Origin of the sequence: Chryseobacterium cucumeris (genome assembly GCF_016775705.1) — a bacterium.
Classification (GTDB): Bacteria; Bacteroidota; Bacteroidia; order Flavobacteriales; family Weeksellaceae; genus Chryseobacterium; species Chryseobacterium cupriresistens.
Map to the genome: position 1 here is coordinate 3,055,974 of NZ_CP068760.1, position 22,449 is coordinate 3,078,422.

Annotated in this window: 18 protein-coding genes and 1 tRNA gene; 13 read left to right on the forward strand and 6 right to left on the reverse strand. The window is 36.9% G+C overall.

From position 1 onward, the window contains the following. Positions 1-4: 4 nt before the first annotated feature. Complete coding sequence (locus JNG87_RS13710) at positions 5-535, forward strand: hypothetical protein (protein ID WP_202838903.1); 531 nt, start codon at positions 5-7, stop codon at positions 533-535. Positions 536-614: 79 nt separating this feature from the next. Here JNG87_RS13710 and JNG87_RS13715 read toward each other — a convergent pair whose 3' ends face one another. Next, positions 615-1,607, reverse strand: a complete 993-nt coding sequence (locus JNG87_RS13715) for a PLP-dependent cysteine synthase family protein (protein WP_202838904.1) — start codon at positions 1,605-1,607, stop codon at positions 615-617. 160 nt (positions 1,608-1,767) lie between these two features. Beyond that, positions 1,768-2,997, reverse strand: a complete 1,230-nt coding sequence (locus JNG87_RS13720; RefSeq protein WP_110010172.1) for an ABC transporter permease — start codon at positions 2,995-2,997, stop codon at positions 1,768-1,770. A 4-nt stretch (positions 2,998-3,001) separates the two neighbouring features. On the opposite strand from JNG87_RS13720, the gene JNG87_RS13725 reads away from it, so the two are divergent. Further along, positions 3,002-4,198, forward strand: a complete 1,197-nt coding sequence (locus JNG87_RS13725; RefSeq protein WP_202838905.1) for an exo-beta-N-acetylmuramidase NamZ domain-containing protein — start codon at positions 3,002-3,004, stop codon at positions 4,196-4,198. Here JNG87_RS13725 and JNG87_RS13730 read toward each other — a convergent pair whose 3' ends face one another. Genes JNG87_RS13730 through JNG87_RS13740 form a run of 3 tightly spaced genes read right to left on the reverse strand, consistent with a single transcriptional unit; the run spans position 4,199 to position 6,232 of the window. After that, on the reverse strand, positions 4,199-4,405 hold the full coding sequence (locus JNG87_RS13730) for a hypothetical protein (RefSeq protein WP_089690129.1): 207 nt from the start codon (positions 4,403-4,405) through the stop codon (positions 4,199-4,201). A gap of 4 nt (positions 4,406-4,409) precedes the next feature. Beyond that, positions 4,410-5,042, reverse strand: coding sequence for a DUF3575 domain-containing protein (locus JNG87_RS13735; protein ID WP_202838906.1), 633 nt, complete (start codon positions 5,040-5,042; stop codon positions 4,410-4,412). Between the two features lie 14 nt (positions 5,043-5,056). Beyond that, positions 5,057-6,232, reverse strand: a complete 1,176-nt coding sequence (locus tag JNG87_RS13740) for a thioredoxin family protein (RefSeq protein WP_202838907.1) — start codon at positions 6,230-6,232, stop codon at positions 5,057-5,059. A 228-nt stretch (positions 6,233-6,460) separates the two neighbouring features. Here JNG87_RS13740 and JNG87_RS13745 point away from each other — a divergent pair, with 228 nt between their 5' ends. The 5 genes from JNG87_RS13745 to JNG87_RS13765 all read left to right on the forward strand — a co-directional run bounded on the left by JNG87_RS13745 (position 6,461) and on the right by JNG87_RS13765 (position 16,256). After that, positions 6,461-8,044, forward strand: a complete 1,584-nt coding sequence (locus tag JNG87_RS13745) for a histidine kinase (protein ID WP_202838908.1) — start codon at positions 6,461-6,463, stop codon at positions 8,042-8,044. A gap of 129 nt (positions 8,045-8,173) precedes the next feature. Then, the gene (locus JNG87_RS13750) at positions 8,174-10,747 is read left to right on the forward strand and encodes a zinc-dependent metalloprotease (RefSeq protein WP_238349592.1); all 2,574 of its coding nucleotides are present in this window, start codon (positions 8,174-8,176) and stop codon (positions 10,745-10,747) included. Between the two features lie 6 nt (positions 10,748-10,753). Further along, positions 10,754-14,083, forward strand: a complete 3,330-nt coding sequence (locus tag JNG87_RS13755) for a SusC/RagA family TonB-linked outer membrane protein (RefSeq protein WP_202838910.1) — start codon at positions 10,754-10,756, stop codon at positions 14,081-14,083. A 12-nt stretch (positions 14,084-14,095) separates the two neighbouring features. Further along, positions 14,096-15,415 (forward strand): RagB/SusD family nutrient uptake outer membrane protein, encoded by a 1,320-nt coding sequence (locus tag JNG87_RS13760; RefSeq protein ID WP_202838911.1) that lies wholly within the window; start codon positions 14,096-14,098, stop codon positions 15,413-15,415. A 79-nt stretch (positions 15,416-15,494) separates the two neighbouring features. Further along, positions 15,495-16,256, forward strand: coding sequence for a LytR/AlgR family response regulator transcription factor (locus JNG87_RS13765; protein ID WP_202838912.1), 762 nt, complete (start codon positions 15,495-15,497; stop codon positions 16,254-16,256). Between the two features lie 198 nt (positions 16,257-16,454). On the opposite strand, the gene JNG87_RS13770 is transcribed toward JNG87_RS13765, so the two are convergent. Continuing rightward, positions 16,455-16,527, reverse strand: a tRNA-Phe gene (locus JNG87_RS13770). Between the two features lie 492 nt (positions 16,528-17,019). On the opposite strand from JNG87_RS13770, the gene tssD reads away from it, so the two are divergent. From tssD to JNG87_RS13800, 6 genes are all read left to right on the forward strand, one after another. Continuing rightward, positions 17,020-17,424 (forward strand): type VI secretion system tube protein TssD, encoded by a 405-nt coding sequence (tssD, locus tag JNG87_RS13775; protein ID WP_047421063.1) that lies wholly within the window; start codon positions 17,020-17,022, stop codon positions 17,422-17,424. A 124-nt stretch (positions 17,425-17,548) separates the two neighbouring features. After that, a complete protein-coding gene (locus tag JNG87_RS13780) occupies positions 17,549-19,429 on the forward strand; it encodes a type VI secretion system Vgr family protein (RefSeq protein WP_202838913.1) in 1,881 nt (626 codons plus the stop codon). A 1-nt stretch (position 19,430) separates the two neighbouring features. Next, on the forward strand, positions 19,431-20,792 hold the full coding sequence (locus JNG87_RS13785) for a hypothetical protein (protein WP_202838914.1): 1,362 nt from the start codon (positions 19,431-19,433) through the stop codon (positions 20,790-20,792). 2 nt (positions 20,793-20,794) lie between these two features. Further along, positions 20,795-21,337, forward strand: coding sequence for a hypothetical protein (locus JNG87_RS13790; protein ID WP_202838915.1), 543 nt, complete (start codon positions 20,795-20,797; stop codon positions 21,335-21,337). A gap of 49 nt (positions 21,338-21,386) precedes the next feature. Next, positions 21,387-21,626 (forward strand): hypothetical protein, encoded by a 240-nt coding sequence (locus JNG87_RS13795; protein ID WP_202838916.1) that lies wholly within the window; start codon positions 21,387-21,389, stop codon positions 21,624-21,626. 23 nt (positions 21,627-21,649) lie between these two features. Next, entirely contained in the window at positions 21,650-22,444 is a 795-nt protein-coding gene (locus JNG87_RS13800) for a hypothetical protein (protein ID WP_137905898.1), read from the forward strand. The last annotated feature ends 5 nt before the right edge of the window (positions 22,445-22,449 follow it).

A 22,449-nucleotide genomic window follows, 5' to 3' on the forward strand; every position in this document is an offset into this window, starting at 1 on the left:
AATTATGAATGAAGAAAAGGTGATTACACTAAAGCCGGACAGGAAGATTTTTGAAGATATTTATTTTAGCGGTAATCAGGGAAGTCTGCTTTTTTCACCCACTACAAAAAGTAAAACGATTGCCACCATTGCAGCAGCAGTAGTTGTTTTTATTGTTTTTCTTTCCAAAGATCTTTTAAGTAAAGAAAGTGTAGGGATTTTATACTTTTTAAGCTTTATATTTCTGCTTTGTGCTGTTTTTTTATCCGTAAGTGTTAATAAAGTTTCAAGATGGAAAAAACAGGTGAATCATTATTTAAGTGTGCTTGAAAGATGTAAAGTATATGAAATCAGGTTGGATAAGAACTTTTTCACCGTCAATATTGACGGCGATAAAGAAACCAGCGAATGGAAGGATTTTGAATATTTCGACAGCACTCATGAATTTATTTCTCTGGAAGGAAAATACAGCTATATGTTTCCCAGAAAATCAATGAATGAGAAAGAATACAGCTTTCTCAAAAATACATTGAAAGAGAAAGTTAAAACCGATTAATAAAAACAAAAACGGAGCAAAATTTTGCTCCGTTTTTTATGATTAACCAATTAGTCTTTTTGAATTCTAACTAATTTGTTTATTTGCTTTCTTCCAGCCATCCCATTTCCTTCATCCACTCGTCATTGTAGATTTTTCCTACATATCTTGAGCCATGGTCATGAAGTAAAACAACAATGACATCATCTTTTGTGAACTGATCTTTCATCTGAATCAAAGATGCAATAGCACTTCCGGCAGAATATCCACAGAAAATACCTTCCTCTTTCGCCAGTTTTCTGGCATAGATAGCACCGTCTTTATCCGTTACTTTTTCAAAATGATCAATTACAGACATATCATAGTTTTCAGGAATGATATCTTCCCCGATTCCTTCTGTGATATAAGTGTAAGCGTGATCATAATGAAGCTCACCTGTTTCGTGGAATTCTTTCAGAATAGAGCCATAAGTATCCACTCCGATTACTTTGATGTCCGGATTTTTTTCTTTGAAAAATGTTCCGCACCCGGTGATTGTACCTCCTGTTCCGGCTCCTACTACAAAATGAGTCAGTTTTCCTTCTGTCTGTTCCCAGATTTCCGGAGCGGTAGATTCGTAGTGAGCAGCTCTGTTGGACAGGTTATCATATTGGTTGACATACCATCCGTTTTCCGTTTCTTTTGCCAGTCTTTTGGAAACTGAATAATAAGAACGCGGATCGGTAGGTTTTACGTCGGTAGGGCAAACAATTACTTCAGCCCCTACAGCACGAAGAATGTCACATTTTTCCTTTGACTGTTTTGAATTGGTTACAAAGATACATTTGTACCCTTTGATGATGGCTGCCAAAGCCAGTCCCATTCCTGTATTTCCGGAAGTTCCTTCAATAATGGTTCCTCCAGGTTTTAATCTGCCGTCTTTTTCGGCATCCTCTATCATTTTAAGAGCCATTCTGTCCTTTACGGAGTTTCCGGGATTGAAGGTCTCTACTTTTGCTAATACCAATGCCGGAAAATCTTCACCTAATACTTTGTTAAGCTTTACCAGCGGTGTGTTACCTATCGTTTCAAGGATATTTTTTGCGTATTTCATAAATGTTTTATAAGCGGCACAAAGATAAGGCTTTTAAAATTATCTGTGCTGTGGATAACGTGTGGATAAGTTGTGGATAACACTGAAATCAACTGATACACAATCAATAACTTTCAATTATCAATTATCAATTATCAATTATCAATTATCAATTATCAGGTTAGTTGTACTTAATCGCTTTCACCGGAGAAATCTTACTGATCAGGTAGCTCGGAATAATCAAAGCCAGTCCTGAGATAATAAGAATTCCTACTGAGATGGAGACAATAGCAATAGGGTTAAGATCTACCGGAACGGTGCTTACATAATAATTTTCAGGATTCAGCTTGATAACTCCAAAGAATTTCTGGATTAAAATCAATCCCAATCCGATAGCATTTCCGTACAAAAGCCCTGGAATCATAATAATCAGGGTATAATTGATAAAGGTAGCTCTTATCTGTGAATTGCTTGCGCCTAATGTTTTGAGAAGACCAATAGAATTGGTTCTTTCGATAATAAGGATCAGCAAAACCATAATGATATTGATGACCACTACGATAAGCATAATAATAATGATCAAAGCAATATTGGTATCAAAAATACTGATCCAGTCTGTAATCTGCGGGAATTTTTCTGTCGCTTTCTCAGCATAATTTTTATACCCGATCAGTTTCTCAATGTCAGGAAAATCTTTGTCGATATCATTCACATTCTTCAGGAAGATATCGATTCCGCCAATTTCATCAGGTTTCATATCCTGAATTTTTCTGGCATGATTGATACCGCCGATAACGAATTGCTCGTCAATGAGCTTGATATCCGTTCTGTAAATTCCGATAACTCTGAACTTACGGTAAAGCGGTTTCTGATCAGCTTTTAAAAATACGGTTACAATGCTGTCATTCAATTTAAGATGAAGGTCATTGGCTACTTTCTGAGAAATCGCTACATCACTATTGAATCCTTTTTCTGTTACCTTCGGAGTTGTTCCGGCTATAAGGAATTTTTTAAATCTTAAACTATCAAAATCCTTACCGATTCCTTTAAATATAATGCCTGCGAAATTGTGCTCATTACGCATAATTCCGGTAACTGTTACATATTTTTGAGTGCTTTCCACATCGGGAAGTTCTTTTATCTTGGCAATATTCAGTCCCTGATTGTCCAGTACAGAAGTATTGTATGAAGAATTGGATCTTGTGGATCTTACGGTAATATGTCCGCTGAAATCAGCCAGCCTTTCTTTGATAGCTTTTTTTGAACCAAAACCGGTGGCTACGGTAATGAGGGAAACAATAATTCCCAATGCTACGGAAAGCCTGCCAATGAAGATGATAACCCTTGAAAGGTTATTTTTGTTATCTTTGGAAAATGCTATTTTTCTAGAGAAATATAAAGGAAATTTCAAGCTTATGAATTTAGATTTCAAAATTAAAAATTTACTTCTGATTTGCCTAATTTTTTTAGGAGTATTCAACCAATATTATTCTCAGACTCAAGTTCAACCGGATTTTAAAACGGGTGCCGACCAGCCTGAAATTTACTTGCCGCTGTTAAAAAATAAAACAATAGGGGTGGTAACCAATCAGACAGGTTTAATGAGTGATAAAACCCACCTGGTTGATTTTCTTGTAAAAAACGGAATTAAAATCAAGTCTATTTTCGCTCCTGAACATGGTTTCAGAGGAGATGCAGATGCAGGTGCAAAAGTGAAGAACGGAGTAGATGTGAAGACCGGAATTCCCATTGTTTCACTATATGGAAATAATAAAAAACCAAAGCCGGAACAGCTTTCCGGAATTGATGTAGTTGTTTTTGATATTCAGGATGTTGGAGTGAGGTTTTACACGTATATTTCCACTTTGTCTTACCTGATGGAGGCCGGCGCTGAAAACAATGTGGAGATCATGGTTTTAGATCGTCCCAATCCGCATGACGGATATACCGACGGTCCTGTATTGAGGAAAAAATGGGCAAGTTTTGTCGGACTTCACGAAGTTCCTGTAGTATATGGACTGACAATAGGAGAGTATGGAAAGATGGTAAACGGAGAGAAATGGCTTAAAAATCAAGTACAGGCGAAATATACGCTTGTTCCGATGAAGAATTATCATAAAAAACAGCGTTACCCAATACTTGATAAACCTTCTCCTAATTTACCCAATGATAAAGCGATTAATTTATATCCAAGCCTTTGCTTTTTTGAAGGTACTCAGGTTTCTGTAGGAAGAGGAACAGATCTTCCTTTCCAGATTTATGGTTCTCCATGGACGGAAAACCTGCCCTATCAGTTTACGCCGAAACCAAGCTATGGTGCCAAAGATCCTTTCCTGAACGGGAAGCTGTGTTATGGTGAAAACCTTTCCAGTTATCCTAAAGATTTAAGAGAACTGAATCTTGAATGGGTAATCAAAGCCTATCAGAATTATAAAAATCCACAGCAGGATTTCTTCCTGAAAAATCTGTGGTTTGATACTTTATCCGGAACTGATGAATTGAGAAAACAGATCATCGCAGGAAAATCAATTCCGGAAATTAAAGCTTCATGGAAAAAAGATCTGGAAAGTTTCGAAAAGATCAGAACCAGATATGTGGTGTACGAAGATTAATTAATCAAAATTTTGGGGCGGATTTTTATCATTTCTGCCCTTATTTAATATAAATAGTCCGATAGTTAATCCAACAACTCCTGCAAAAGCCGTCATTAAGGCTCTCTGTAATTTGTCAGGTAAATCATTCCCGATATAATTCATTAAAAAAAGAATCACAAAAGTGATGACTGAAATGATAATATGATTTCTTCCGAATGGTTTCATTGTATTATTTTAATTTATAAGAAATCATGACACCGCCTCTGTAGGGGATGATTTCACCGCTTTTATTGAATTCCTTGGCAGAATCGTAACGCCTTCCTGTAGATTTGTCGTACCCTTTATAAAATCCTTGTGATGTTCCGATTGTTCCGTAAATATCAAGATTCCAGCGCTCGGATAATTGAAACTGGTATCCTGCTGTAACTCCCAGCATTACAGAAAATCCTTTCTGGTACAGGTTGGAGTTTTTAAGGATTTCTCCATTCCAGTTTTCAAAGGTGTTGTCATTCCAATAACTCCATTTTGTGGCATTGTAAGCAGCAACAGCTACGTTTGCACCTACGTACCAGTGTTTGAAAGCTTCAGTAAAATAATATCTTCCTTCTGCAGAAACTGAGTAAAACTGTAGTTTGTGTCCTGCGAAAGATTTCCATGGTGAAATGAAAACATCTCCCTGAAGGGTATATTTCGGACTGATCTGTTTTTCTATTCCCAGGTTTAAAATCCCTATCGGAGCAAATAAAGCATTCCCTTTTATGTATAAACTTTTATCCTGTCCTCCTTGTTCCTGTTCCTGAGCGCTCAACGTAGTTGTAGACAGGAAAGCTAAAATGCCTGCTGCTAATAATTTATATTTCATCCGGTTTATAATGTTTATTTTATCTGCTTTAATAGTTCATCTGCCAGTTGAGAATCCTTATTGCCCTGAACTGCCATATTTTTAGACATTTCAGCATAGTTTTTTGCCATCTCTTTATTTCCGGTAAGGTGATAAAGCTTGGCAAGAATATAAGTGTTTTCCGAAGTTTCGCTTCTCATAACAGATTTTTCTGCCCATTCTGTAGCCTTCTTTAATGAAGATGGAGTTTTCACATGATCTGCAAATATCCATGCTGCTCTCAGGAGCTCATTCGGATCAAAGGCATCAGAATTTTTATAATAATCTAAAGCCGCTTTCTCGTATTCAGGAAAATTACTGTTCTGTTCATAATAGCTGAGTTTAGTCTGATTCAGCTTTTTAACAGCAGCTTCTTTCCCTACCAATGGTTCGGCAGCTTTCATAAAATAGTCATCATTGATTTTTTTATTTTTATCATCAATAGACTGTTCTACTATTTTTCCCAGTTTCAGCTGGGCATCAAATTCATTGTAAGTTTCTTCAGGAAGGAATTTAATAATCTCTGCTTTTCTGGATGCAAAAACAGGATAGTTGATATCTTCCGATGATTTTACGAAGTAAAGAAGAAATCCAATTTCATCCTTTGACAATTCTTCGGTTTTCTTTTTGTTCTGGAAGTATCTTTCTGAAGCTTTTTTGGCAAATTCATAATCTGAGTTGGCATTAAGCTTCATAATATTGATCAGGAATTCCGGGTCTTTTTCCCCGCCGGCAAAGCGGTCTTTAAGAGATCCTTTTTTGTTTCCCGGTGAATTGATATCCTGAGCCATTGCTACAAACAGGCTTTCTTCCATATATCCGGTATTTCGGGAAACAAGCTCACCTTCACCGTTCAGGAAAAGATAAGTAGGATATGAGCGTACTCCGAATTTCGAAGCGATATCTCTGCCTTCTCCTTTTTCCATATCAAATCGCGCATTAATGAAGTTGGTATTGTAATAATCACTCACGGACTTCTGTGTGAAGACATTTTTTTCCATCATTTTACAAGGGCCGCACCATGATGCATAGGCATCAATAAAAACCAATTTCTTTTCTTTCTTGGCTTTGGCAATAATGTCCTTGAATGGCAGTTCCTGAAACTGGATGGCTTCCTGAGCTGAAATAGCGATGGCACAAAAAATAGATATCCCGGAGATGATCTTCTTCATTTTTAAATAAGATTTGTAGGCGAAGATAATTAATTTTCAAAATATAGCGTGATGAATAGGTGGTCTCAATGACGATATTAACGAACTTTAAGACTTAAGCGTATCTGATTTTTGTTTTTTACTTTAAAATATGAAATCTAAATTTAATTCACTTTACAGTCCTGAAGTCTTTGTTATATCTTTGCAAACGAATAATTTATATGTAGAGGAATCCATAATTTAGAGAATTTGATTATTAATTTTAAGCACGCCTTATCCAAAAAATCCATTTATATCACCGCTTTATCTGCCTGCCTGATCGCAGTAGCAGCATTTGCTGTTTTGAGTCTTTTGATCACAGAAGACAGCCGTAAGAATACCGATGATTTTGCAAAGAAAACATTCTTCCGAAAGTATGAATCGATAGAACATGAATTCAGAAATATTGAGGATTATCAGTATCTGCTTCGCGCACTAATTCAAAAGGACGGACTGAAGAATTACAAGGATTATTCTTCGGTTTTAAATGAATTAAATAAAAAAAGAAATCTGCTGCCCTATAGCTGGTATTATTATGAAAACACCACTTCAGGAAAAACAGATAGTAATAATCCTTTATCCGGTATTTTCAGGAAGACAGATCGTAAAGAGAATTCTATTGTGATAAAGAATAACGGACCGGGACATTTTAAAGACCTTTTGCTTACCAAAAAGGACAGCATGTATTGGATTAGTTACGATTCTTTGATACTACCTGATAAAAACAAATTGTACTATGGCTCTACCGTAAGCCTGGATGATCTTCATCAATATTTTATTAATGTCGATAAAAGTTCCAATACCTACGCTTATGTCTTTACCAAAGAAGGAATCTGTATTACCCATCCTGAGAAGAAGTATATCGGAAAGAATATTTTTGACTTTACAGATATTAAAGCTAATGATACACTGACCAGCAAAACTGAAGCAGGATATACTAAAGGAACAGCCGTTTCAGAATATCTGGGAGTGGAGGTAACACGCTTTATAAAACCATTGAAGACTGATAATTTTGATGGATACACGGTAGTGAACCATGTAAATTTTATTATTGACGAAAATATCAGCAAGATAAAAACCTATACTGTTTATATTTTTCTGGCAGCGTTGTTTCTCATTGTAACGGTCTTTATATTGTTTCAGAGAGCAACCAGCCTGGCTTATCAGGAAAAAGAAAAAATACAGTCTGAGAAGAATTTATTGTTGGTAGAAAACGAAAAGATGCACAAAGCAGAAGTGATCAATCAGCTTCAGCAGCTTAAAAATAATATCAATCCCCATTTTCTTTTCAATTCATTGAATTCCCTTTATATGTTGATCGGGATCAATAAAGAAAATGCACAGAAATTTACCATGAATCTTTCCAGGATTTACAGGTATCTTATAGTGCCTCCAAAAGACAATATTGTTCCTGTTTCGCAGGAAATTAAATTTATACAGCACTATATGGAACTTCTGAAAAGCAGGTTTGATGAAGAACTGAAGTTTGAATTGATTATTAATGCTCCTGAAAGTCTTGAAAAAAGAATTCCCTATTTATCCCTTCAGATAGTCACGGAAAATGCGACCAAACATAATATTGCAACGATGGATCAGCCTTTGGAAATTATCATTATCGTTGATGAGGACGGGATCACGGTAAAGAATACCTTGCAGCCTAAGACGGAAACGGTACAGGGAGAGAAATTCGGAATTGAATATTTGAATCAGGTTTATGGATATTTTAAGAATAATCTTCTTCATATTTCTGTAGATAGTGAATATTTCGTATGTTTTTTGCCTTTAATGAAGTAAAATAAAAATCCATTCACTCCCGAATTAGCACCATTCACTCCCTAATATTATATATATGATTCATGATACCTATAGCTTTGCTGGCTGAAACTAAGATATTTACTATTTGGAATGAATCGGACTATTTTAATGAAGAATTACAGGCTGGCACTGTATCTCGGTCTTGCTATGGCCTCACCAATGGCAATAGCACAGAAAAAAGATAAAGATACGGTAAAGGTCAACAAAGAAAAAACGGATAAGACAGAAACCTCTTCCTCCAAGAAAACCAAAAAGATTGAAGACCTGATCAAAAAAGGAACCTATAAAAAAGGACTTTTTAATACCATTCAGGTAAAAACGGATATTTATTTTGAAATCCCGGACAGTTTGATGGGGCGTCAGTTTTTGGTGGTCAATAAACTTTCTCAGGTACCCATGCAGGTCAATGAGGCTGGTTTGAACAAAGGAATGAACTATGAGAATAAGGTCATCTCTTTTTACCGTGATCCTGTAGCTAAAAAAGTATGGGTAAAAACGATGGTACCTAAAGTGTCATCCCCAAAAAATGACGCCATTACAAAATCTGTGAAAGATAACTTTTCAGAATCTGTGATTGAAGTCTTTGATATTGAAGCACAAAACAACGACTCTACGGCTGTAGCCATTAAAGTGAACAAAGTTTTTGACGGAAATCAGAAAAGTTTTAATGATGTTTTGGCTAATGTAGGATTGGGTGGATCTGTGAAGTCAAGTCTTTCTTACATAGAAGGTGTGAAGACTTTTCCTAAAAACCTTGTGGTGAAGTCCCAATTGTCCACTTCTGTCAATGAAGGCGGGGTAGATCTTCCGGTAACTTTAGGCGTTACAACCAATCTGGTTCTGCTTTCTAAAATACCGATGAAACCAAGAGTATCGGATTCAAGAGTAGGATTTTTCTCCGAAAAACACTGGTCGTTTAATGACAACCAGCAAAAAATGGATGAGAAATTCTTTATTACCAAATGGAATCTTGAACCGAAGGACGAGGACAAAGAAAAATATTTAAAAGGTGAGCTGGTAGAGCCTAAGAAACCGATTGTTTATTATATCGATCCGGCAACTCCGAAACAATGGCGTGAAAAGATTATCGCCGGAGTACATGACTGGCAGGCGGCGTTTGAGCAGGCAGGATTCAAAAATGCAGTGATTGCGAAAATGCCGGATGAGAAAGATGAAGATTTTGATATTGATGATGTAAGATATTCTGTAATTACTTACGCCGCGTCGCCAAAGTCAAATGCAATGGGGCCATCAGTAGTAGACCCGAGAAGTGGGGAAATTATCGAAGCAGATATAATCTGGTGGCATAATGTAATGACTTCTCTTCATGACTGGATGAGAATTCAAACAGGACCTATTGACCCTAAAGCAAGAGGAAATAAATTCAGTGATGAACATATGGGAGAAGCGATCCGTTTTGTTTCATCCCATGAGGTAGGGCACACTTTCGGACTGAAGCACAATATGGGAGCATCCTTTGCATTCCCGGTAGAGTCGCTTCGTTCCAAAGAATTTACAGACAAAATGGGTGGTACGGCACCTTCCATTATGGATTATGCCCGTTACAATTATGTAGCTCAGCCGGAAGATGGTGTTACAGCAATCACTCCGAAAATTGGTCTTTACGATAAATATGCCATCGAGTGGGGGTACCGTTGGTATCCGGATGAATTCGTAGAGAAGAAAGCGCTGAAAAACTTAATTGAAAAACATGAAGATGACCCGATGTACTTCTATGGAGAGCAGCAGAGCTACCTGGAAACCATTGATCCGCGTTCGCAGTCTGAAGATTTAGGTGATGATGCGATGAAAGCCAGCGAGTACGGAATCAAAAACCTGAAAGTGGTAATTAACAACCTCCTGAAATGGATGTATGAAGATGGTAAAGAATACACAGATGCCGGAAAACTGTATCTGGGAGTAATCGGGCAGTGGGATTTGTATACAGGTCATGTGATGGCGAATGTAGGAGGAATTTATCTGAACAATACTGTTTTTGGTAACAAGAAGAAAGCCTATGAAGCTGTACCTGCAGAAATTCAGAGAAGAGCAGTTGATTATCTTGTTAAAAATGCCATCAACCTTCCGGAATGGTTATTCTTTAATCCGATTACAGAAAAAACGTATCCGGTTAAGGATTCACCAATGGGACCATTCGAGCAGACACCATATACCATGGCAAGAGGAATGCAGTATGCAAATATCTATTCTTTGTTTATGGATGACAGATTGTTGAGGTTACTTGAAAATGAGCTGAAACATCAGGTGTCTGGCTCTAAAGAAGAAATCTATACGGTTGAAAATTTATTTGATCAGGTTAGAACTGCCATTTTCAGTAAAAAAGGAAGCCTTACGATGCTTGAGAAAATGACTCAGAAAAATTATGTGGATGCTTTGATTGTCTCTGTGAACAAATTATTTGAAAAAACAGCAGTGAAAGGATTGAAAGTAGATGATACTTTGAATATGCCTACCATCTGTAATTTTCATGAAGATGATCATGGTTTGAGGAATATCAATTATTCATCCATGAAAAGAGTATCTGAAGTGACAACTTACAAGAGAGCAGAACTTCAGAAAGTTCTGGATTTACTGAACAGAACAAGGTACAGAGGTGATGATGCTTCCAGAGCACATTACACAGATTTAATCATTCGTATACAAGAGGCTTTAAACAAATAAACGGCAATGAAAAAAACTCTAATACTTTTACCTCTTTTGGCTGCTAATATAGCAATGGCCCAGCAAAAGAAAACCATCACCGGGAAAATAGAAGACGGAAATACGTCTCAGGTTATCACCGGTGCGTCTATAAAAATCGAGACCCAATCGGTCTCTACAAAAACAGAGTTGGAAGGAATTATCGAAAGTGTATCAGTAGGTACGGTAACCGATAAGGACGGAAAATTTATATTGGAAATCCCTGCTGATACAAAAACGGTATTGGTAAGTTATCCTGGGTATGAATCCAGAGTCATTCAGCTGAATGAAGGACAGACTAATTATACTATCAGACTGACTTCTGAGGTTTCAGAAAAAAATAAAATCCAGGAAGTTATTATCACAGGGTATCAGAAAATTGAAAAGCGTAAGCAGACTTCAGCGGTTTCTACCGTTAAAATGGACAACATCAGCCAGGCTGGTGTTGCCAGTGTAGACCAGATGCTGGCAGGGCAGATTGCCGGTGTGGCAGTAACTCCTGAAACGGGAGCTCCGGGAAGTCCGGCGAAGATCAGAATCAGAGGGACAGCTTCCCTTTCCGGTCCCCAGGATCCGCTATGGGTCATTGACGGTCTTCCGTTAGAAGGAAATGATGTTCCGAATTTTACGGATAAAGACAATATTGATCAGCTCCAGAACTTCTCTATCGCAGGCTTAAACCCTAACGATATTGAAGATATTACCATCCTTAAAGATGCAGCGGCAACAGCTATTTATGGAGCAAGAGCAGCCAACGGAGTTATCTCTATCACCACCAAAAAAGGAAAGAAAGGAAGTCTGAAACTGAACTTCTCAGCAGACACTTTCGTTACCTCTCGTCCTGATTTTGATAAATTAAATCTTTTAAATGCTTCTGAAAAAGTAGACCTGGAACTGATGCTTGCCAAGCGTGCAGATCTTACGTACCGTGCCGATAAAGGAGAAGTAATGAGAATCCTGACGCAGAATAACCAGCTTGATGCTTTCAGAAACGGAGGGTTTGATGCTTTGAACTCATTCACACGCCAACAAATTAACGGTTTAAGAAATAACAATACAGACTGGGGCAAACTGTTATACAGAAATGCCATCAACAAACAATACGGATTAAGTGTTTCAGGAGGAAGTGATCGCGCAGATTACTATTTCTCCCTGGGATATTATGATGAAGAAGGAACAACTATCGGTACAGGTTTTAAGCGTTATAACCTGACTTTGAAAAACAATTATAAACTAAGCGATAAGTTAAATGCAGGAATCTCTATTTTCGGAACGCAGAGCGAACGTACATCTTTTGTAACAGATGCTGATGCTTCAATCAACCCCGTGAATTATTCAAGAAATGCCAATCCTTACATGAAGCCTTTCAATGCGGATGGAAGCTACAATTATGATAGAGATATGGATGGTTTTGAAGATCGTTATATTCCTTTCAACTTCCTTGAAGAACGAGAGAATACCAACTATTCACTGAAAAATAACTCTTTGAAAGCAATTTTAGATTTAGAATATAAAGCTTCAAAAAGTTTAAGATTTACTTCTCAGTTGGGACTGCAGTATGATGCTAATAAAACAGAGAAATTTGCAGCGGAGAATACCTATTTTACCAGAAAAATGAAAGAAAATACCCGTTACTACAAAGACGGTAAATACAATTACTTTCTGCCGGCTGGTGCGGTAAAACAAAACTGGGATAATGATTTCTTCCAGTACAACTGGAAATTACAGGCGGCATATAGCACGAAGATCAATAAACATGAAATTGATTTGATGGCAGGAACAGAAATCCGTAAAACAGAAGATAACACAACCATCACGAGGGCTTTCGGATACGATCCTTCAACAAGAAGAGCCACAGCAATCGTTTTCCCGAATTCAAGTTTTGCAGCTGATAAAAGATATGAAACCTACCGTGAAGCAGCTCCTATCGAGAATGCCTATGCATCTATGTTTGCTACAGCTTCTTATACGTATGATCAGAAATATACATTCTTTGGAAGTGTGAGATATGACGGTACTAACCTGTTTGGAGTTAACAAAAAGTATAAATACCTTCCGATATGGGCCGTTTCAGGATCATGGCTGGTAACGAAGGAAGACTTTATGAAAAATATTTCTGCTGTATCCAACCTTAGATTGAGAGCATCTTACGGTCTTCAGGGAAATATCGACAGAAACACCTCACCATTCTTTATCGGTGAATATAATGATGCCACCATTCTTCCGGGAGGAAAAGAATCCATTATCAATGTTCTCAGCCCTCCTAACGATAAACTGAGATGGGAAAAAACAACCAATACCAACTTAGGTCTTGATTTGGGATTGTTCAATAATCGTGTAAGCCTTACCGCTGATGTCTACAGCAGAAAAGGTACGGATATGATCAGTATGAAAGAAACTCCTTTGGAAACAGGATTCGAATATACGATGATGAACTGGGGAAGCCTGACCAACAAAGGTTTTGAACTGGCGATATCTACCAGAAACATCAATCATGATAATTTCAAATGGACGACTACCATTAACTTTGCACATAACAAGAGCAGAGTATTGAGTGAGCAGCCGCGTGATAATGCATTGCTTCCATCAAGAGAAGGACTTCCGGTAAATGCTGTTTTTGCTTTGAAAACAGCAGGAATGGATGAACAGGGAAACCCATTATTCTGGAAAGGAGATCAGAAGGTTTCAGCAGCAGAATTCTTTAAGTTATATGATGTGTATGCAGATTTCCTGCCAGGGCAGCTTGTTGATACCAAACTTTCAAATGCTGAGCTGAGAAGCCTGTTTACTTATGTAGGAGACAGAGATCCGAAATTTACCGGAGGGATTATCAACACCTTTAAAGTAAGTAATTTTGACCTTACCATCTCTGCAACATTCAACCTGAAGCAGACAGTAATGAGAACTCCTTCTTACCGAGGTATGGAGTTAGACAGAGGAAGAAACTACACAAGAGATATTTATGAAGCTGGAGGTTCGCTTCCGGGAATTACAAGTCCTGATATGGAAGCTAACCCGGACGGATGGATGGCCAATAAATGGTTTACAGGAAACCGTTCCAATGCCTACAGCTTACTGGATGTATGGGCAAAAGAAATCAGCTATATCAGAATCAGTAGCATCCGTTTAGGGTACACACTTCCTAAAGAATTTACAAATCCTATGGGGATTTCGAGCCTGAGACTGAGCGTTGAAGGACGTAACCTGTTTGTATTCAGCAACGGATACAAAGGATATTTCGATCCGGAAACGTATGGTAATATTTATGCACAGCCTATCACCAAGTCGGTGACCGTAGGATTTAATGTTTCTTTTTAAAACTTGAGAAAAATGAGAAAAATTACAGCAATCATAGCTCTTGCAGCAATCAGCTTTATCAATATCGGATGCGACAGGTTTTTAGATATTCAGCCGGAAGGAAAAGTGATTCCTACGACTACTGAAGACTATAGAAAAGTCCTTACATCTGCGTATTCAAAATATCCTGTTCACAAATCACTGGTGGCACTTCGTACCGATGAGGTGAATATCGATGATAATTCAACAGATTTTATTTCCTATCGTGAAATTGCGATGTGGAAAGACGCTAATAATGATCAGGCATCTACGGAATTTCCATGGGTAAGCTTTTATTCCGTGAACTTTTATCTGAATCAGATTATCAATGAAGGAAGCAAAACCATGCAGGATTCTCCTGAAAAGAATCAGATTTTAGCAGAGGCGTATGCTCTTCGTGCTTACCTGTATTTTGATATGGTGAATTTATATGGTAAACCGTATAATAGTGCTACAGCTTCTACCGACAGAGGAGTTCCGATCAGTCTTGAAATCGATCTTGAGCAGGTATTGAAGCCATCATCAGTACAGGAGGTGTACAATCAGGTTCATGCAGATCTTAAAAAAGCTGAGGATTTGATGATTGAGCAGAAGCAGCCGCTGGGAGTTAATTACAGGTTCTCAAAAACAGCATTGCTGGCTTTTGAAGCAAGAGCAGCGCTATATGAAGGAGACTGGAACAAGGCTTTAAACTATGCAGGTCAGGTATTGGCAGTAAAAGGAGATCTGAGCAATTTAAATACGGTAAACACACCACCTAACCATTATGCTTCCCCGGAGTCGATCATGGCTTTGGATAATACATGGGATAATTCAATCAAAAATTTATCTTTTGCATCTCCGGAACTGATTTCTTCATACAATTCCACGGCAGATAAAAGGTTTGGCATGTATTTTGAAAAAAATGGTAGTAAGTATAAAGTCACCAAAGGAGGAAGTTTAGAATTCAAAGTGTCTTTCAGAACAGCGGAGCAGTACTTTATCAAGTCTGAAGCATTATTAAAGCTGAATAAACTGGCTGAAGCTAAAGAAACATTACTGAAAGTATTAAAAAACAGATATACGCCGGAGGGATATACTTCAGTACAAAATGCAGTAAACACAATGGATTCTGCTGCGTTTATGACATTTATTCTGGATGAGAGATTCAGAGAATTTGCTTTGGAAGGCCAAAGATGGTTCGACTTAAGAAGAGCAAATCAGAAAAAAATAAGCCATACTATTAGTGGCAACGAGTATATTCTTCAGCAGAATGATCCGCGATATACCATTGAATATCCAATGAGTGCGAAGAAGAATAACCCTAATTTATAAAACTTCATATCAAATTCAATACAGAGGAAACCGCTTGAACTTAATCGTTCTAGCGGTTTTTTTGTACTTTTGCATCGTTATGAAAATTGCCATTATAGAAGATGAACTGCTGGCTGTGAATTATCTGAAAAATCTTTTGGATACACAGAGCATAGTCCCTGTTACAGAGACTGTTATTCTTCGTTCCAAAAAACAGGCAATCGATTTCTTTGAAAAAGATTCGGCAGATCTTATTTTTATGGATATTCATCTTGGGGATGGAATGAGTCTGGAAATTTTCGAACAGATAGAACTTTTTACCCCGATTATTTTCATTACTGCATTTGATGAATATGCCATGAGGGTTTTCAGACATTTTACCATTGATTATCTTCTGAAGCCCTTTGAAGAAGAGGATCTCCATAAAGCTTTACAAAAATTTATTTCTATAAGAAACAATTTTGATCCTGAACCGGTTCTTAAATCTATGTCCTCATTACGACAGGCAGAAGATGAGGTGATGAAACGTTTCATGGTAAGAGAAGGAAATAAACTAAAATCAATAGACGAGCATAACACTGCCTACTTTTTTGCCTCCGGGAAATACCTTTTCCTGACCACAAAAGATCATCAGACCTATATTTATGATGATACCATTAAAGATATTATTCAGAAACTGAACCCTGAAATTTTCTTTAAGATCAACAGGAAATTTATCATTAATAAAGACGCGGTTTCCGAAATTATCAAGCATTCCAGCCAGAAAGTAGAGCTTAGGCTTTCACCGGAACCGGAAGTGAATACTGAAATTTTTATCAGTAAAATGCAGATTACTGAATGCCTGAACTGGCTGAACAGTTGATTTACTCATTTACTTATTTACTACATCATCGTACTTCTAGTCGTGCTAAGAAGGTCTATGATTATGATCAGGCTTAAAAAAATCAATGAAATTGATCCCACTTTTTGCTCGGTCCCCAACTTTTGCGCTTGATCCCCACATTGGTTTAGGAAAATAAGGTAACAAAAAAACCTCTAAAATAAATTAGAGGTTTTAAAGTGGTTTCTCCAGGAATCGAACCAGGGACACATGGATTTTCAATCCATTGCTCTACCAACTGAGCTAAGAAACCATTATGTTTTTGTTTATTACTTCGTTGTTTTAAAGTGATGCAAAAGTATAACATTTTATAATACCGCGCAAGTATTTTGTTTTATTTTTTCAAATAAATATCCTGATAAAGCTGGTTTCAGTATTCAATGTACTGTTCATCAGTATTTTGGTACTTTAATTTTTTCTGTTTTTTTTGAAAATTATTTTCACAGCGTTTTATTAAAAGGTTTTTAGCCCTGGTATTTAAGATTTTTCTTACGGTTGCTTTGGGAATATATTATTGTTTCTTTAACCAATTTTAAACAGCCAATACAATTATCCGATTTTCAGTGATAAAAAACAGCAAACACCTGATTTATAAGAGTTAATTTACCTAACGGGTGTTAGTCGTATTATTACTACACTTTTCGAAATTTAATAATAAATGCAATTTGCTTTTTGTAAATACATCTATATTTGGTGATATAGAAAGCAAACAATCACAATATATTAACCATTAAAATTTACAATCATGGCAGAAAGAAATTCAAGAGGAATTTTAAAATTCAACAACGGTGAAGGGCAAAAACTGTTAAAGCTTAACTACAGTGTATCAAGATCTACGGACGTTTCAGGGCGTGTGGCATCAGATCCTTCCAATGCTCTTATCAAAATCACAGTAGAAGCTACTGAAAAATCAGACATCCTGGAAAGTTTACTGAACGGAAAATATAAGCCTACAGTAGGAGAGATTACTTTCAACAAATCTCACGAAGAAGGAACATTAACAACATTGAAGTGGAACAACGGTTATGTAATCCAGCATGAAGTAGATTTCGATGCTGTGGATGACAACAGTATGTATATCAGTTTTGTGGTAAGTGCAGAACAGATCGATCTGGGGAATTCATCATACTTCGGAGCATGGCCTTCTTAAGCACATTCAGAATTTAAATATCAGGCAGAATAGTACACCCGTTTCAAGGGATGCTGTTCTGCCTTTTTTAACCTTATAGAACGACTGTTTATTTCAAATAAAGTTCTGAAAAAACCTAATCACTATGAATAAAAATATCTCGAATTCAGATAAGATTTCTGAGAATCATATTCCCGGAATCAACCGTGTGGTGAAACTGGATATTGTGATTGAAGGCAAAATTATCAAACACTTCAAACATTTCCATCTGCAGCAAAGTGCCAGAAGACACCACAATTTTGAGCTGATCTTAGCTCATGATTCTCTCGGGGAAGCTCAAAACCATACCCTGGAACAGGCACGCCAGTTTTTGGGAAAACGAATCACCATTGTTTTCAAATACAAAGATTACGAAAGTGAAAGCCCGGAAAGAACTTTTGTAGGAGTTATCACCAAAGCTGCATTCAGCCAGGAAAAAATGAGCCTTGGAAATATTGTGCTGAGAGGCCAGAGTCCTACCATATTGATGGATGCAGCTCCCCATACTCAAAGTTTTGGAGGTGATCAGGCTGTGAATACAGGAATTATTGCCAACAAAATACTTAAAGAAGCCCTGGGATCAGAGAAATTTGATTTCAGAGTAGATACACAGAATAAAAGCTATATCAATTATAGCTCACAATATAATGAAACCCATTATAACTATCTTGCAAGAACAGCCGAAGCCTACGGAGAGCAGTTCTACTACGATGGCGAGGTGCTTCATTTCGGCAAACTTCCCCCTTCAGAAAAACCGATCCGGCTTGTATACGGAAGCAACGCAACAGATGTGCAGGTAGAACTCAATGCAGTTCATACCAATCCTGAATTTTTCGGTTATAACAGCAGCAGCCATACCAAAATGGAAGGCTCTGAAAATAATATCAGACATTTGGGCGAAATACCCTCCAAAGCATATGAACTGAACAATAATATCTTTAAAACCCGTTCACTTTCTCCGGCTCCCATTAATGCCAATATGTTTGTGGATGTAAGCGATTCTCAGAAAAGTGCTGCAGGCAGTGCTGCTGTAGAAGTATTTACGGTTTCAGGAAATACAACTGTTCCGTTTTTATATCCGGGATGCCTTGCAGATATGGAAATGCGGAAACCGGATACCAGCCAGACTTCCTATTTTACAAAACTTACAATTACCGAAGTCTCACACGAAGTCAATGCCAGAGGATATTATACAGGAAGTTTTGAAGCTATTGCTGAAGGCACTGGCTTTATGCCAAAACCGGATTTTAAACAGCCTAAAGCCGAGCCGCAGGTGGCTACCGTTATTTCCAATACAGATCCGCTTAATCAGGGAAGAATACAGGTGAGATTCGACTGGCAGCAACATCCTGATACCACTCATTTTATCAGAATGATGAGCCCCGATGCAGGAGGAACAGATATGGTCACTCAAAACAGAGGTTTTGTTGCTGTGCCGGAAGTAGGAGATCAGGTAATGGTAGGTTTTGAATACCATCATCCCGATTTTCCGTTTGCGATGGGAGGAATGTTCCACGGACAGGTTGCATTGGGAGGAAGCATCAATAATCATCTTAAATCGATTCAGACCAGAAGTGGTAATAAAGTGATCTTTAACGATCAGGAAGGAAGCATCTTTATTGAAGATCCAAGTGGTAATACTTATCTCATGGATGGAAAAGGAAATATTGTGGTGAATGCTCCAAAAAATATCACCTTCACAGCCGGGGAAAATGTGCAGATCAATGCAGGTAAAAATATCATTGCTTCTGCTCAGAGGAATGTCAATATTATGGCTGGGGAAGATATCACGGAAACGGCTAATGATGATTATAATCTGACAGCAAGCAATATTATTGAAACCGCAGAAGCTGGCAGAAAATCTACAGCCAAAAATATTACAGAAAATATGGAATCCGGCTCTTACATCAGTACAAAAGATGCCATTAATGTTGAAAGTGCCAGGGAAGTGCTTATCAATAGCGGTAAACAGGTAAAAATGCAGTAATATGGCAGGCGAAGGCGGAAATATTATAAGAAATGTCTTTGGGAAATCCTATAAGGAAGCAGAACATATCATGAAAGATGCTTCCAAGGGAACTCTGGATTTTAAATCTCCTCAGGAGAACACCTTTTATGGGAAAAAAGGTGGGAAAAAATTTGATGAATACCAGGGGAAAGGCGAAATTCAGTCATTACTTGTGAAGGCAGTGAAATGTTATGAAGATATAGAATGTACAAAAGAAGTTAAGATTATAAAAAAGGGAGTTAAGTATTATTTTAAAGCAACACAGTATAGCAGAACTCCTTCGAAATCAGAATTAAAAGCTCTTAAGTGGGCGATACAGTATGATGATACAAATATAGCCAATGCCCCACAGGTAACAGGCGAAGAAAAGATTTCTTATGTAGTACCGAAGGATAGGAATATCGCTAAGCTGAGAGTATATGCCTTTTTTAAAGAATATAGCCCGAATGTAAAAGCAGAAGTATATTTAATAAAAGAAGAGATAGTAATAATTATAGGTACTGAGCAGCACTCAACAAATATTGCAAATAAACTGATGTTTCCAGGAGAGGCAGTCAGAAAAGTCCGTACCAAATATCCTAATTACCCCTTTGTAAAAGTAGCCCTGTTTACCGATGGATATTCTGAAAATCAGTTATCAACAATAACCAATGATTTAATTAAGCATAATAATGGCTTAACAGTAATAAGAGTTACTACGATAGATGATGTTATTAATATTATTAATTCTGGGAACAGGGATAGTGCAGCTTTTGATAATAAAAGAAGAGTAAAGGAAATTTTTGCATACTCTCATGGTTATGTAAGAAACGCAACCAATGAGGGAGTAATAGCATTTGGGTATGAGGGTAAAAATGCGGATAAACAAGAACTTGATGCCAAAAGCTTTTCAAAAGTTAATCCGGCTGTGTTTTTAGATGGAAATACATCTGTATTTTATTCTTATGCATGCAGAACCGGTATCGGAACAAGTTCGGAGACAACTACAAATGCTTTTAAAGATAAAAGCTTGGCACAAAAAATGGCTAACCATGGGAAAATAACAGTCTATGGCTATATGAGGAGATCACTGTATGAAGATGCATGGGGAACACAGAATCATAGGGATACTTATGCTTCTGATCATGATGAGGGTGGTTCAACTTGGGAAAACTTTAAAACAGATTTAAAAGATACGTATCAGTCGGATCCAAAAGATATGGATACTTATAATAAATACAGAAAAAAAGAAATAAAATTAGATAAAGCAATCTGGAATCCGGATGGGGCATATTTGGATGTAAAAGCAGGTACCTGGCCCGTTGGTGTACCAGCAACTTATGAAAAATTTTTACCAAAATAATTATGAAAATAAAAACTCTTCTCACATTAATTTTTACAGCCCTAATCTTAATAAGCTGTAATAAAAATAAAGATTTGGGCGGATATAGGGAAAATTATAGTTTAGAAAGCGGCTCTGTCATTATTGATACAACCGCATTTAAAAATTTTGTAGGAGAGATTCCCCAATCATTTAATAAAAATGTACATCAGCTTAGCAAAAAAATAACCTTTAAAATAAACCATTCAGACGGTATTGATCTGAAAGGAAACAGGATATTAATTACTCTGGAAAATGAAAATATTTATTTTGGAGAGTATCATCAGGATATAGCGGTCAATGTTGGCTATGATCAGCCTTATTATGCAAGTTTAAGGTTTTATATCATAAATGATAAAAATAAAACTATTAACAAGTTTACTTCAGATCTTCACTATCCGATTTTTAAAAAACAATATAATGAAGCAGATGTTAAGCTTTTGTCTGACTCAAAAAGGATATACACTGATTTACAAACATCATATGAAATTACTAATATCCCGGATGAAATAGCTGAGAAGAAATAAAGCACTGAATCATAAGTAATACAATTAATAAAATTTTTATTCCGGAAATATGAAGAAAAGAATAATAACTGCAGGAGGATTTATAGGAATATTATTCTCAATATGGGATTCAGTAAGTGATAGAGTGGATTCTGCTTTATCAAAGGATCATTTAACTGGATTTATTTTCCATTCGGTTTTTAGTATGAAAACATTGAGATATCTGTTGATTGGTGGGATCTCAGGATGGATAATAAGTTTAATGATTCATAAAATAAATGAGCTGTATCGTGAATGGAATGACTTTTAAACAGCCGGTAATAACAAAACAGTATGGTAGAAACAAGAGTAAAACCTTTTCAGAAATATACTTCAGAAACCCACCAATATCAGGTGGAAAATGCTCTTGAGATACAGTTTGGAGAAGCAAAAGGATTCTATTCATCTTTTAAAATTACCCTTCAGGAAAAGGTAAATGAGCATCATACAAAAAACTGGGAGATAGAGAAAATGGAAGATTCTCCTTTCCCATCAGAAAATAAATTTATGGAAATCCTACATGTGCTGGAGCAGAGTTCCTATCCTGTGGAAATAAAAGTGGATGAAAAGGGTAGTTTTCTTGGCGCTGCAGATCATCAGAAAAATATTGAAGACTGGAAATTCAAAACAGCCGGACTTCAGGAAAAATACCAGAATGCAGATGTTTTCAGAAACCAATATCTGACCACATTTGAAGATGAAGCGGTCTTTTATAAAAATAAACTGAAAGAGCCCTTTTGGAACCTGTTGCTGTTCGCTCCTTATTATGTTGATAATGGAGAAAGAAATGATGAATCCATTGTTTGGAATATCAAAGGAATCGGGGATGTAGAATGTACTGGAATTATCATTGCCAAACAGAGAGAATATGGATTTGAAGCCTTTTTTACCTCTGAAATCAAAGTTCCGGTTCATATAAAAGAAGAATTGGACAAAAAATACCTGTATCAGACGGGATCGTATCAGGTAAAATTAAATATACAAATGGAATATAATTCCCGAAAAAAACAGTATTCCAAAAAGAGCGCTGACTTTATATTGTCAGATGGAGAAAAAACAGTATACCGGGAAACGATCACAATGACTTAATCTTT